This is a genomic window from Polynucleobacter sp. MWH-UH25E (assembly GCF_018687095.1).
Classification (GTDB): domain Bacteria; phylum Pseudomonadota; class Gammaproteobacteria; order Burkholderiales; family Burkholderiaceae; genus Polynucleobacter.
In genome coordinates this window covers 91696-104899 of sequence record NZ_CP061286.1, presented here as the reverse complement: position 1 = coordinate 104899, position 13204 = coordinate 91696, and the positions used below count along the sequence as shown (strand labels likewise).

The following is a 13204-nucleotide window of genomic DNA, read 5'->3' as shown; positions in this document are numbered from 1 at the left end:
CACCCTGTGAGTGCCATCTAGATGCGAACGGGGATTCCTTGGGCAGCGATATATTCTTTTGCTTGCCCAACGGTATATTCACCATAGTGAAAAATGCTGGCAGCTAAAACCGCATCGGCATGACCCTTGGTAATGCCGTCGACCAAATGCTGCAGATTACCTACCCCACCAGAGGCGATCACGGGCACAGACACTGCATCACTCACTGCTGCAGTTAAAGCAAGATCAAAGCCATCTTTACTGCCATCGCGATTCATACTAGTTAATAGAATTTCACCAGCACCACGTTTCGCTACTTCGGTAGCCCAAGCTACTACATCAATACCAGTAGCCGATCTGCCACCATGAGTAAATACTTCCCAGTTGCCAGCATCTGTCTGCTTGGCATCAATCGCAACAACAATGCACTGCGAACCGTAATAAGCAGCGGCATCAGACACCAAATCGGGATTAGCTACTGCAGAGGAATTCATACTCACTTTATCGGCGCCAGCATTGAGCAGACGACGCACATCGGCGACAGCGCGAACGCCACCACCAACCGTTAAGGGAATAAAGACTTGCGAGGCGACATCTTCAATGATGTGCAGAATTAAGTCGCGACCATCAGATGTTGCAGTGATATCAAGAAAAGTCAGCTCATCAGCGCCTTGCGTGTCGTAGCGCTTGGCGATTTCTACAGGATCACCAGCATCACGCAGACCCACAAAATTGACACCTTTAACAACTCTTCCTGCTGTTACATCAAGACAAGGAATAATTCGTTTAGTTAACACTAGATAATTTTCTTTGCGTACTTCAGCGTTAGTTCATCAGCGTATTTTTGAGCCGCTGCCAAATCTAAATCGCCTGAATAAATTGAGCGGCCAGCAATCACCCCCATGACACCCTCTTCTTCGGCCTTACATAGCGCCTCAATATCTTGGTTGTTAGAGAGGCCCCCGCTCGCAATCACTGGAATGCGAATTGCTTGAGCCAGTTTGATCGTAGCATCAACGTTGACGCCCTTAAGCATGCCGTCCCGACCAATATCGGTATAAATGATTGCCTCAACACCCCAGTCTTCAAACTTCTTAGCAAGGTCAATTACTTCATGGCCAGTAATCTTGCTCCAGCCATCCGTGGCTACCTTGCCATCACGGGCATCCAAGCCCACCATGACATGCCCTGGAAATGCAGTGCAAGCATCCTGTACAAAGCCTGGATTTTTCACTGCAGCAGTACCGATGATCACAGTGCTAATACCGTCATCCAATAAACGCTCAATCGTCTCAAGATCACGAATGCCGCCGCCAAGCTGCACTGGAATCTCGTCACCAACTGCCTTCAGAATAGATTTAATTGCTGACTCATTTTTTAACTTGCCAGCGAAAGCTCCGTTGAGATCAACCAAATGTAAACGGCGTGCGCCCTTACTAATCCAGTGTGCGGCCATTGCACCAGGATCTTCAGAGAACACGGTGGCCTTATCCATGTCACCTTGTTCCAATCGAACACAGTGCCCATCTTTAAGATCAATTGCAGGAATGAGTAGCATAGTAAGACGCTAAAAAATAATTAGGTAATTAGGGTTGCCAATGAACAAAATTTTGATACAGCTTTAATCCGTATTCTGCGCTTTTTTCTGGATGAAATTGTGTTGCAAAAATATTATCCCTTGCCACAGCAGAAGTAAACCAATCGCCATATTCAGTAGAGCCAACGATATCTTCGGTGCGTTTGGGGACAACATAGTAGCTATGTACAAAATAAAAACTGCTTAGATCTGGAATTCCCTTCCAAATAGGATGCTGGCGATCCTGTCGCACTTGATTCCAGCCCATATGGGGAACTTTGTAAGCAGAGCCATCGGCCTGTTTTTTGCCAGCCAATTCAAAGCGGCGCACTTCCCCCGGTATCAGCCCCAGGCAAGCCGTCCATTGATCACCGGGACGCACCTCAGCACTCTTATCTAAGAGCATTTGCTCGCCTACACAAACACCCAATAATGGCTTGCCTTTCGATGCCTCTAACAATGCCTCTAAAAGCCCAGACTCTTCAAGATGCTTCATGCAATCTGGCATGGCTCCTTGGCCCGGCAAGACCACACGATCAGCGCTACGAATTTCCTCTGGCTTACGAGCGATCAATACATTTTCATCCGGAGCCACATGATGGAATGCCTGATACACGGAACGAAGGTTACCCATCCCGTAGTCAACGATCGCAATGGTTTGCGCCAAAATTAGCCTATCTTTTGCACTGTTCTAAGAAGAAGCAAAAATCGAGTTAAAGGCTTCCCTTAGTTGAAGGAACTGCACCAGAAGCGCGTGGGTCTATCGCTAGAGCCATACGTAAGGCACGGCCAAAGGCTTTGAAGACTGTTTCAATTTGGTGGTGAGCATTGATGCCACGCAAGTTATCAATGTGCAATGTCACTCCCGCGTGATTCACAAAACCACGAAAGAACTCAATACTGAGGTCAACATCAAAGTCACCTACACGCGCACGTGTAAAGGGCACATTAAATTCCAAGCCTGGACGACCAGAAAAGTCAATCACTACGCGTGACAATGTCTCATCCAACGGCACATAGGAATGTCCGTAACGAGTGATACCTGCTTTATCGCCTACTGCTTTTGCAAAGGCCTGACCCAATGTAATACCCACATCCTCGACGGTGTGGTGATCATCGATATGGGTATCGCCTTGGGCCACTACTTTGAGGTCAATCATGCCGTGACGTGCGATTTGATCCAACATGTGATCCAAGAAAGGTACGCCTGAGGCAAGCTCAGCCTTACCAGTACCATCTAAATTGATGGAAATTTGAATTTTGGTTTCCGAAGTGTTTCGGGTTACGTCGGCTTGCCGCATGCTTCTTTACGCCGCGAGGCGAAGTGTTGATTGAAGCCTCATAATATCATTCCTAGCAGAGTTATAAATGCTGAAATGATTTCACTTTCTTACCTATATTTAACCCGAGTAGCCTCATGAGCCGTTTTTGGAGCCCCGTTGTCAGAAGTCTGACCCCTTATATTCCAGGGGAACAACCGCAAATGCAGCGACTGGTCAAGCTCAATACCAATGAGAGTCCTTACGGGCCATCTCCCAAGGCTCTTGCAGCCATTAACCAGCAAACCACTGATGATTTACGGCTCTACCCAGATCCAGAAGGAAAAGCCTTAAAGCAAACGATTGCTAAATTGCATGGCCTCAATCCAAACCAGGTGTTTTTGGGCAATGGTTCTGATGAGGTATTGGCTCACGTTTTTGCAGGACTACTAAAACAAAGTAAGCCAATTCATTTCCCTGACATTACTTATAGTTTTTACCCGGTCTACTGCAAGCTCTTTGACATCGAATACAAAACCATTCCATTGGGCAATGATTTTGAAATCAATCTTAATGACTATGTGATCCCAAACGGCGGAATCATTTTTCCTAACCCCAATGCGCCAACTGGCAGATCTGTTGCTCGCTCAGAAATTGAAAAATTACTTTCTCAGAACAAAGACTCCGTTTTAGTGATCGATGAAGCCTATGTCGATTACGGAACAGAGTCCTGTATTCCACTATTACGTGGCGCCAACTGCCCAGAAAATCTACTCGTTGTTCACACCCTATCTAAATCAAGGGCGCTGGCAGGTCTAAGAATAGGTTTTGCACTGGGGCATCCCGATCTCATCGAAGGTCTTGAACGCGTCAAGAATAGCTTTAACTCCTACCCTTTAGGCCGCTTGGCACAAGCCGGGGCAATTGCCGCAATCGAAGATCAAGCGCACCTTGAAGCAACGAGTGCGAAAGTAATTCAGACTCGAGCTCAATTGATTGAGCAGTTAAATCAGTTAGGCTTTAACACGCTTCCTTCTACTGCAAACTTTATTTTCACGCGTCATCCAAATCATTCGGGTGCCAAGCTATATCAGGCACTAAGGGATCGCGGCATTATCGTGCGCCACTTCAAATCACCTCGCATTGAAGAGTTTTTACGTATTACGATTGGCACCGATGAACAAAGCGGCGAACTAGTCGCCGCCTTAAAAGAAATTCTCGACTAATTTTTTGTCTTTATTTGCGCGTTTATTGCTTGAGACGCATCTCAGCTGCGCGTGCGTGCGCTTGCAGGCCCTCTCCGTGAGCAAGCGTGCTCGCTACTCGACCTAAGCTTTGTGCGCCAGCCTCACTCACCTCAATCATGCTTGAGCGCTTAATGAAGTCATATACGCCCAGTGGAGAAGAAAAACGAGCGGTTCGAGCTGTTGGCAAAACGTGATTTGGGCCTGCACAGTAATCCCCTAAGGATTCACTAGTGTAGTTACCCATAAAAATCGCACCGGCATGACGAATTTTCTCAGCCCACTGACGTGGCTCAACGGCGCAAATCTCTAAATGTTCAGCAGCAATCGCATTAGCAATGTCACATGCCTCTGCCATATCCTTTACCTGAATTAGTAAAGCACGATTTGTTAATGACGCGGTAATCACCTTAGCTCTTGGCATTTCTGGCAATAGTCGATTAATGCTCGCTTGCACTTGTTCAATAAAAGTCGCATCAGGGCATAACAAAATCGATTGTGCTTGCTCATCATGCTCTGCTTGAGAGAAGAGATCCATGGTAACCCAGTCAGGGTTGGTAGACCCATCACATAAAACCAAAATCTCTGATGGACCAGCAATCATATCGATGCCAACCGTACCAAATACTCTACGCTTAGCAGCAGCAACGTAGGCATTACCTGGACCCACAATCTTATCGACTGATGGGATGGTCTGTGTACCGTATGCCAAAGCAGCAACTGCTTGAGCTCCGCCAATCGTAAACACCCGATCAACACCAGCTAGATAGGCAGCCGCCAATACCAAAGGATTACGTGCGCCATCAGGCGTCGGCACCACCATGATGACTTCAGTAACGCCAGCCACCTTCGCTGGGATTGCATTCATTAATACAGATGATGGATATGCAGCCTTACCTCCGGGAACATAAATCCCGACGCGGTCTAATGGAGTTACTTTTTGACCAAGCTTGGTCCCATCAACCTCTTCGTATTCCCATGAATGGCAACCAGCCTCAATTTTCTGACGCTCGTGATAAGCACGGACTCGCTTCGCTGCAATATCTAAAGCATTTTTTTGCTTGGCCGTTAAGTCTTTATAGGCCCTCTCTAGATCCTGACGAGGTATCTCAAGCTCAGAAACACTGGAAACATTAAGTCGATCAAATTGCTTTGTAAATTCTAGAACCGCAGTATCGCCCTTCCCTTTTACAGCTGACAAAATTTTGACCACTGCAGCATCTATGGCTACATCATCTGCCGTTGGTAAAGAAAGGCTGGAGAGCAGGGTTTCTCTAAAACCTGCATCTCCACTGTTGAGTCGCTTAACCTGAACTTGGGATGACATTGATCTGTATTGATTTATTTCAGCAAATCAAAAATGGGTTGTAACTGAGCCCGCTTACGCTTATAGGAGGCTTGATTTACTACCAAGCGAGCACTGATATTCGCAATTGGCTCGACTTCAACCAAACCATTTGCCTTTAAGGTATTTCCTGTGGAAACAAGGTCAACAATCGCGTCAGCCAAACCAACCAATGGCGCAAGTTCCATAGAGCCATACAGCTGAATGGTATCGATATGCACACCCTTGTTAGCAAAGTGATCACGCGCGCAATTGACGTACTTGGTTGCTACTTTCAGGCGTGAGCCTTGCTTTACCACAGCGGCGTAGTCAAAGCCATCACGTACCGCAACAGACATACGACACTTTGCGATGTTTAAGTCAAAAGGCACATATAAACCATCAGTGCCTTTTTCCATCAGAACGTCTAAGCCAGCCACACCAAAATCAGCGCCGCCAAATTGCACATAAGTGGGGACATCAGATGCGCGCACAATAATTAAACGCACATCAGGATTGGATGTCTCGATAATGAGTTTGCGAGACTTTTCAGGATCCTCTTTTGGCACTATGCCAACCTTAGATAGGATCTCTGCGGTCTCTTCGAAGATACGTCCTTTTGAGAGGGCTAAAGTCAATTTCATGACTTAATTATCTCTTAGTTAAGCAATTGACTTACGCAACCCTTACTTAACCCGCTCAATCTTGGCGCCCAGAAGGGTTAACTTCTGCTCCATGCGGTCATAGCCACGATCTAGGTGATAAATCCGGTCAACTTGGGTCTCGCCTTGAGCGGCAAGCCCTGCGATGACCAAACTGGCTGATGCGCGTAGATCGGTTGCCATCACAATCGCACCTGAGAGTTTTTCTACCCCCTGGGCAATCGCTGTATTACCCTCAATCGCAATATCCGCACCCAAACGATTGAGTTCTTGCACGTGCATAAAACGGTTTTCAAAAATTGTCTCGGTAATGGTTGAGTTGCCATTCGCTACGGCATTCACAGCCATTAACTGAGCCTGCATATCGGTTGGAAACGCAGGGTATTCAGAAGTGCGAAAACTCACCGCTTTTGGGCGGGTCTGCATAGAAGCTTTAATCCAATCTGGACCGACTTCCATTTGCAAGCCAGCCTCTTTCAGCTTCACAATTACAGCATCTAAAGTATCAGGGCGACAGTCCTTCACGAGGACTTCGCCACCTGCTGCAGCAACTGCACACAAGAAAGTGCCTGCTTCAATACGATCGGGAATAACAGAGTGATCAGCACCATGTAATTTTTCCACGCCTTCAATCACTAAGCGATCACTTCCGATGCCCGAGATTTTTGCGCCCATCTTGACGAGCAATTCAGCAAGATCGCCAACTTCCGGTTCCCGCGCCGCATTTTCCAAAATCGTAGTGCCTGAGGCCAAAGTCGCAGCCATCAATAAATTCTCAGTGCCCGTCACTGTGATCATGTCAGTCAAAATGGATGCGCCCTTGAGACGATCAGTTGGGGGCTTTGTTTCTGCCTGAATGTAGCCACTCTTAATTTTGATACTGGCACCCATAGCTTTTAAGCCCTTGATATGCTGATCTACAGGGCGTGCACCAATAGCGCAACCGCCTGGCAGAGAAACCTTTGCGCTATGCATTCTGGCGAGCAATGGGCCCAAGACCAAGATAGAGGCGCGCATGGTTTTTACCATCTCATATGTTGCCTCAGAGCTTTTAATCACTGCCGCATTCAAGACAACATGACTACGATCTTTTGCATCAGGAAAACTAATAACTACACCAATTTCCTGAAGTAATTTCAGCATTGTGCGCACATCCTGAAGGTCTGGAACATTGCGCAATGTAACTGGCTGATCCGTTAATAAACAAGCACACAAAATGGGTAAGGCGGCATTCTTAGCCCCGGCAATTTTGACTTCGCCCTTCAGCGGAGTCCCGCCTACCATCCGTAATTTATCCATTAAATGATTCCAGTAAAAACTTTATTGAGTTTGCTTATTTAAGCTTGATTGTTATGCCGAGGGATTTTGCGCAAACTCTTCTGGAGTGAATGCTTTTATTGATAGTGCATGCACTTCAGCCTTCATGCGATCACCCATTGCTGCATATACCAGCTGATGACGCTGCACGAGACGCTTGCCATCAAACTCTGGACTCACAATGGTTGCAAAAAAATGCTGCCCATCGCCCTCAACCTGAATATGAGTGCATTGAATGCCTTGCTTGATATAACCCTCAATTTGTTCTGGGGTTGGCAACATACTTCTCTCCTAATAAAACATTACATACGACGAATACGACCAAACAATCAACCAATATTAATGGCGCAGTTAATGACGCAACTAATTGCGTAACTTATAGCCTTTTTGCAATAGTCGCAAAGCAATCGCTGAAACCGCCACAAAGAAACAAAACACAATAGCTAAACTGCTCCAGGGGGATACGTCCGAAATCCCGAAAAACCCAAAACGAAAGCCATCGATCATATAAAAGAAGGGGTTGAAATGCGAAACCGCCTGCCAAGCAGCCGGCAAAGAATGGATGGAATAGAACACTCCAGACAGCATTGTTGCCGGCATGATGATGAAGTTCTGAAATGCAGCTAATTGATCAAATTTATCAGCCAAAATTCCGGCAATTAATCCAAGACTACCCAAGATGGCAGCGCCCAAAAATGCGAATATCAAAATCCATAATGGGTATTCAAGCGTGGGGATATCAAACCAAAGTGTGATCAACAATACGCCCAAGCCCACAACAATTCCCCGAAAAACTGCCGCCAATATATAGGCCGTATAAAACTCAAGGTGACTGAGAGGGGCCAACAAAACAAAGACAAGGTTTCCCGTTATTTTTGACTGAATGAGAGAAGAAGAGGTATTTGCAAATGCGTTTTGCAACACACTCATCATGACTAAGCCAGGAATCAAAAAAGCGGTATAGCTTAAACGCCCATAGACCTCTTTACCCTCAAGCACATGACCAAAAATCATGAGGTACAAAATGGCAGTCAATACTGGCGCGGCAACCGTCTGAAACGCCACCTTATAAAAGCGCTTCACTTCCTTACACAATAAAGTCGGAAAGCCACTGCCATACTCTAATTCCGGCTTATTGAGGGCTTGAGCTGCTTTATTCACTATAGTCATTGAGCCGTTCCCGACATAATGTTTACAAAAACATCTTCGAGATCTGTTTTGCCCTCACCATCTTTTTTAGCTGAACCATAACGCGTTAATAAATTTGCAGTGGTATCTAGCGCCACAATCTCGCCCTGCTTGAGCATGGCAATGCGCTGACAAAGCGCCTCGGCTTCTTCTAAATAGTGCGTCGTCAGAACAATCGTGTGGCCATCTTGATTTAGTCTGCTGATAAATTGCCACAGAGATTGACGTAACTCCACATCGACACCTGCAGTCGGCTCGTCCAAGATGATGACTGGCGGACGATGTACTAATGCCTGAGCCACTAGAACTCGCCGCTTCATGCCGCCCGATAAAGCACGCATATTGCTGTCAGCCTTGCCAGTGAGATCGAGGTTGGCCATGATCTCATCAATCCAAGCATCGTTATTCCGAATACCAAAGTAACCCGATTGAAAACGCAAGGTTTCACGAACGGTAAAGAAAGGATCGAAAACCAACTCCTGCGGAACTACACCGAGCATCCGGCGCGCATCACGAAAGGATTTCTGAACATCGGCGCCCAAGATAGATGCATGACCCTTATCGGCCTTGACCAAGCCCGCCAATATAGAGATCAAAGTAGTCTTACCAGCGCCATTTGGGCCTAAGAGGCCAAAAAACTCGCCAGGCTCAATATTCAACGAAACATCATTGAGTGCCTGTAAAGCCCCATATTGTTTTGAAATATGCTGAATCGAAATTGCTGAGTGCATGCTTCTGTTTTATTTAGAAACCTAGCAAAGTGGAAACGCCATACACCTTGGCCAATACTTTGAGTTTTTCTGGGGCATGCTCAATAAACAAGAATTGCTGGTTTTCTTGTAACTTTTTTCGCCAAGCCAAGAGTACTGCTAATACTGTCGAATCAAAATCCTTTAACTGAGAGCAATCAATAGAACTTAGACTGGCGAGATTACGTAAGCCCTCAGTCTCCAACTGTGTTGCAGTTTCTTGCGTTACGGAAGCAGGCAAGGAAAAAGCCATTTGCTGAATATCTTTAGTTTGTAGGTTTAGCGCTTGCTAGCTGTTTATTGCGATCTTGTAAAAATTTCACAAGGCCTTCAATGCCATTCTGGCTAATCTGGTTAGCGAATTGATTGCGGTATGCCTCAACTAACCAGACACCCATAATATTCATGTCATAAACCTTCCAGCCTTTATCCGTCTTCTCTAGACGGTAATCCAAAGGCACTGGGTCGCCACGGCCGAGAACAACGGTTTTTACAACTACTTCTTTATCATCTGGCGCAGCGCGAAGAGCCTTAAATTGCACAGTCTGATCACGCAACTGACTTAAAGCGCCTGAATAAGTTCGGATCAATAAGTTTTTAAATTCTGAAGTCAGTTGCGCTTGTTGTTCTGCACTTGCCTTTTTCCAATTAGGGCCCATTGCCATCTCGGTTGTACGGCGCATATCGGTATAGGGAACAATTTTCTTTTCCACTAAATCAACAATCTTTGGAATGCTGCCCTTTTGAATCTCGGGATCAGCCTTTACCGAAGCCATCACATCGGTCACGACCATCTTAATGAGGGCATCAGGAGGTGTTGCTGCATCAGGAGTCTGTGCATGAGACAGTCCTGCAAACAAAAACATGCTAAACGCAAAAAATAATGATGCTGGTTTGATGTTTTTCATTAGGACTGTCTTTCAACTCACTTAGTTTGTTACTTTGTTTGTTACTTAGTTAGGGCTTATTTTAGACCCTTAAGCCATATGCTTATTCATATGGATTTTCATAAACAGGCATTTGAGGCTCTTCATCATCACGACCTTCGTTGATCTGATACTGGCGCCTCTGAATATAAGCATCCCGCATAAAACTGTACTTATCAATTGCAGCGCCATCCAATAAATCACCCGCCTCGTAATAGGTATTTCGGGCATTCACAACACGCAATCCCGTGATGCTGTTACGTAAAGCGACGTTTGGAAGCAACCTAAACAGATAATCAGACTCTAGGTCAGCAACGGTGCCGAAGGTGTCGCGCACATTGCTCGGACCAAAGAAAGGAAGGACTACATATGGGCCTGCAGGAACACCCCATACACCTAGCGTTTGACCCCAATCCTCTTTGTGCTTTTCAAGACCGCCGGGAGTGGCTAGATCCAATAAACCACCAAGCCCCATTGTGGTATTCACAGCAACTCGCATAAAGTCATTAAAAGCGTAGTCTGGTTTGCCTTGCAGTAGATTAAACAACGCTGTGTAAATATCGTTGTAGTTACTAAAGAAGTTATAAATGCCCTCACGCACAAACTCGGGCAATACAAATCGATACCCAGCAACAACAGGCTTTAGTAAATAGGCATCTAAGCCCTCATTAAATTCAAACACAGAACGATTGAATGATTCCCAAGGATCTTGGGGGGAAGGCTCCACTCCAGCAGGAATAGAAGCGCAACCAACCAGCACCGTAGCCATGCAAAGCAAGAGAAAACGTTTCATCTTGTTAATCAGAGCCACTACTGAAAACATTATTTAGCCGCGCTTTTTTCTTGACCGCTATCAGCTGCCTTGTTGTACAAGAACTGACTGATTAAGCTTTCCAGAACGATGGCAGATTGAGTTTGGGTAATTTTTTCACCATTAGCCAACATATCATCCGAACCGCCAGCCTCAAGGCCAATGTACTGTTCTCCCAAGAGACCTGAAGTCAAAATCTTGGCAGAAGAATCTTTCGGAAACTTATAAGCATCTTCAATTGTCATGACAACCGTTGCTTGATAGGTCTTATCGTCGAATGAAATATTAGCGATACGACCAACAACCACGCCCGCACTCTTAACAGGCGCACGGGGTTTTAAGCCGCCGATGTTGTCAAAGCGCGCAGAAATTTTATAAGTCGGCGCAAACGACACAGCATTCATATTGCCAACCTTCAATGCCAGAAATAATGCAGCCAACAAACCAATGGCAACAAAAATTCCAACCCAGATATCAATTGCGCTTTTTCTCATGAGAGCCCCAGTTTATTCTTTCTAATTCGAGAACATCATTGCGGTTAACAAGAAGTCCAGTGCCAAAACCGATAAAGATGAAATCACCACAGTGCGAGTCGTCGCTTGTGAAACACCCTCAGGTGTTGGCTTCGCCTCATAGCCTTGATACAAGGCAATAAAAGTCACCGCCACACCAAAAACCAAACTCTTAATGAGGCCGTTTCCAATGTCCGAGAACAGGTCTACTCCGCCCTGCATCTGAGACCAAAAAGCTCCAGAATCGACGCCAATCAATGGAACCCCGACAAAATAGCCGCCCAGCACACCCACTGCAGTAAAAATCGTCGCCAAAATCGGCATGGCAATGATGCCTGCCCAAAGCCTTGGAGCGATGACGCGGCCTAATGGATCCACAGCCATCATTTCCATAGCACTCAATTGTTCACCAGCCTTCATCAAGCCAATTTCTGCAGTCAATGAGGTTCCAGCGCGACCAGCAAACAAGAGAGCAGTGATCACTGGCCCTAATTCTCGAGTAAGCGATAGGGCAACCAATAAACCGAGCGCCTGTTCAGAGCCATAGCGATTCAAGGTGTAATAACCCTGCAACCCCAAAACAAAGCCAACAAATAAACCAGAGACGGCAATGATCACAAACGAGTGATTGCCAACAAACAAAATTTGATCAATTACCAAACGCGGTCTTTTTAATAAAAACCCAGAACGCCAAATTACTGCCACAAACATTCGCGCAGAGAGGCCAAGGCTACTTAAATTGCGACGAATAAAAAATCCAAGGTCACCAAATAAATTCAGAAGCGAAGTCATTAAATTAGTCATTAAGCCCTCACCCCAAAATCATCTTCCAAGCTTTGCCCTGGGTAATGAAAAGGCACAGGACCATCTGGCGCCGCATCCAAAAACTGCCTTACAAAAGGATCAGTTGATCGACTCAGTTCATCTGGCGTGCCTTGCGCACCAATTTTTCCATTGGCAATGAAATACACGTAATCCGCAATTTCAAAGGTCTCTTCAACATCGTGAGTCACCAATAAACTCGTGGCTCCCAGGGCGCTATTTAAATCCCGAATCAATCTTGCCGTGATTCCCAAAGAGATGGGATCTAAACCCGCAAAGGGCTCGTCATACATGATGAGCGGTGGATCTAATGCAATTGCTCTAGCGAGCGCAACGCGTCTAGCCATACCTCCAGAAATTTGCGATGGCATTAAATCACGCGCACCACGCAAACCTACAGCATTCAGCTTCATTAACACTAAAGAACGTAAAAGCTCTTCACTTAAATTGGTGTGTTCACGCAATGGAAATGCGACATTTTCAAAAACACTTAAGTCAGTAAATAAAGCGCCGAACTGAAATAGCATTCCCATGCGACGACGTGCGGCCATTAATTCCTTGCCGCTCATCCTGCCAATATCTTGGCCTTCAAATAGTACTTGTCCAGATTGCGCGGAAAATTGGCCGCCAATTAAACGCAGAATGGTGGTTTTACCGCAGCCGGAACCGCCCATCACTGCGACGACTTGGCCACGTCGGAACTCCATATTGAGACCCGACAAAATTTGTCGCTCACCAGGCGCGTAGGAAAAGTCGACGTCTTTAATGGAGACGACAACTTCGCCTAGGGATTTATTAATATCCAGCGCGCTTGGTTGATGACGATTCATATGCC

At 46.0% G+C, this 13204-nt stretch carries 17 protein-coding genes; 1 reads left to right on the top strand and 16 read right to left on the bottom strand.

Features of this window, described 5'->3' with window-relative positions:
* Positions 1-17: 17 nt before the first annotated feature.
* The 4 genes from hisF to hisB are packed head-to-tail and all read right to left on the bottom strand — an operon-like array spanning position 18 to position 2856.
* Positions 18-776 (bottom strand): imidazole glycerol phosphate synthase subunit HisF, encoded by a 759-nt coding sequence (gene hisF, locus ICV39_RS00605; protein ID WP_215389994.1) that lies wholly within the window; start codon positions 774-776, stop codon positions 18-20.
* On the bottom strand, positions 776-1537 hold the full coding sequence (gene hisA, locus ICV39_RS00600; protein WP_215389993.1) for a 1-(5-phosphoribosyl)-5-[(5-phosphoribosylamino)methylideneamino]imidazole-4-carboxamide isomerase: 762 nt from the start codon (positions 1535-1537) through the stop codon (positions 776-778). The genes hisF and hisA overlap by 1 nt, the downstream gene beginning before the upstream one ends.
* 28 nt (positions 1538-1565) lie before the next feature.
* Positions 1566-2222 carry an imidazole glycerol phosphate synthase subunit HisH gene (gene hisH / locus ICV39_RS00595; RefSeq protein ID WP_215389992.1) on the bottom strand — a complete coding sequence of 219 codons (657 nt, stop codon included), beginning with the start codon at positions 2220-2222 and terminating at the stop codon, positions 1566-1568.
* 46 nt (positions 2223-2268) lie between these two features.
* Positions 2269-2856, bottom strand: coding sequence for an imidazoleglycerol-phosphate dehydratase HisB (hisB, locus tag ICV39_RS00590; RefSeq protein ID WP_173954894.1), 588 nt, complete (start codon positions 2854-2856; stop codon positions 2269-2271).
* 116 nt (positions 2857-2972) lie between these two features.
* On the opposite strand from hisB, the gene hisC reads away from it, so the two are divergent.
* Positions 2973-4040 (top strand): histidinol-phosphate transaminase, encoded by a 1068-nt coding sequence (gene hisC / locus ICV39_RS00585; protein ID WP_215389990.1) that lies wholly within the window; start codon positions 2973-2975, stop codon positions 4038-4040.
* Between the two features lie 22 nt (positions 4041-4062).
* On the opposite strand, the gene hisD is transcribed toward hisC, so the two are convergent.
* The 12 genes from hisD to ICV39_RS00525 form a co-directional block, all read right to left on the bottom strand.
* A complete protein-coding gene (gene hisD / locus ICV39_RS00580; protein ID WP_215389989.1) occupies positions 4063-5385 on the bottom strand; it encodes a histidinol dehydrogenase in 1323 nt (440 codons plus the stop codon).
* A gap of 14 nt (positions 5386-5399) precedes the next feature.
* Entirely contained in the window at positions 5400-6026 is a 627-nt protein-coding gene (hisG, locus tag ICV39_RS00575; RefSeq protein ID WP_215389988.1) for an ATP phosphoribosyltransferase, read from the bottom strand.
* Positions 6027-6068: 42 nt separating this feature from the next.
* Complete coding sequence (gene murA / locus ICV39_RS00570) at positions 6069-7343, bottom strand: UDP-N-acetylglucosamine 1-carboxyvinyltransferase (RefSeq protein ID WP_215389987.1); 1275 nt, start codon at positions 7341-7343, stop codon at positions 6069-6071.
* Between the two features lie 51 nt (positions 7344-7394).
* A complete protein-coding gene (locus ICV39_RS00565) occupies positions 7395-7643 on the bottom strand; it encodes a BolA family protein (RefSeq protein WP_215316732.1) in 249 nt (82 codons plus the stop codon).
* A gap of 81 nt (positions 7644-7724) precedes the next feature.
* Positions 7725-8531: an ABC transporter permease gene (locus ICV39_RS00560; protein WP_215389986.1), complete on the bottom strand. Its 807-nt coding sequence runs from the start codon at positions 8529-8531 to the stop codon at positions 7725-7727.
* Positions 8528-9280: an ABC transporter ATP-binding protein gene (locus tag ICV39_RS00555; protein ID WP_215389985.1), complete on the bottom strand. Its 753-nt coding sequence runs from the start codon at positions 9278-9280 to the stop codon at positions 8528-8530. Before ICV39_RS00555 ends, ICV39_RS00560 begins: the two co-directional genes overlap by 4 nt.
* A gap of 13 nt (positions 9281-9293) precedes the next feature.
* On the bottom strand, positions 9294-9551 hold the full coding sequence (locus ICV39_RS00550) for a lipid asymmetry maintenance protein MlaB (protein ID WP_215389984.1): 258 nt from the start codon (positions 9549-9551) through the stop codon (positions 9294-9296).
* A 13-nt stretch (positions 9552-9564) separates the two neighbouring features.
* Positions 9565-10206 (bottom strand): phospholipid-binding protein MlaC, encoded by a 642-nt coding sequence (locus ICV39_RS00545; RefSeq protein ID WP_215389983.1) that lies wholly within the window; start codon positions 10204-10206, stop codon positions 9565-9567.
* Between the two features lie 82 nt (positions 10207-10288).
* Positions 10289-11017, bottom strand: a complete 729-nt coding sequence (locus ICV39_RS00540; RefSeq protein WP_251372685.1) for a VacJ family lipoprotein — start codon at positions 11015-11017, stop codon at positions 10289-10291.
* 29 nt (positions 11018-11046) lie between these two features.
* Positions 11047-11529 (bottom strand): outer membrane lipid asymmetry maintenance protein MlaD, encoded by a 483-nt coding sequence (gene mlaD / locus ICV39_RS00535; protein WP_215316721.1) that lies wholly within the window; start codon positions 11527-11529, stop codon positions 11047-11049.
* Between the two features lie 21 nt (positions 11530-11550).
* Complete coding sequence (gene mlaE / locus ICV39_RS00530; RefSeq protein WP_251372684.1) at positions 11551-12351, bottom strand: lipid asymmetry maintenance ABC transporter permease subunit MlaE; 801 nt, start codon at positions 12349-12351, stop codon at positions 11551-11553.
* Positions 12351-13199: an ABC transporter ATP-binding protein gene (locus ICV39_RS00525; RefSeq protein ID WP_215389980.1), complete on the bottom strand. Its 849-nt coding sequence runs from the start codon at positions 13197-13199 to the stop codon at positions 12351-12353. The genes mlaE and ICV39_RS00525 overlap by 1 nt, the downstream gene beginning before the upstream one ends.
* Positions 13200-13204: the final 5 nt, after the last annotated feature.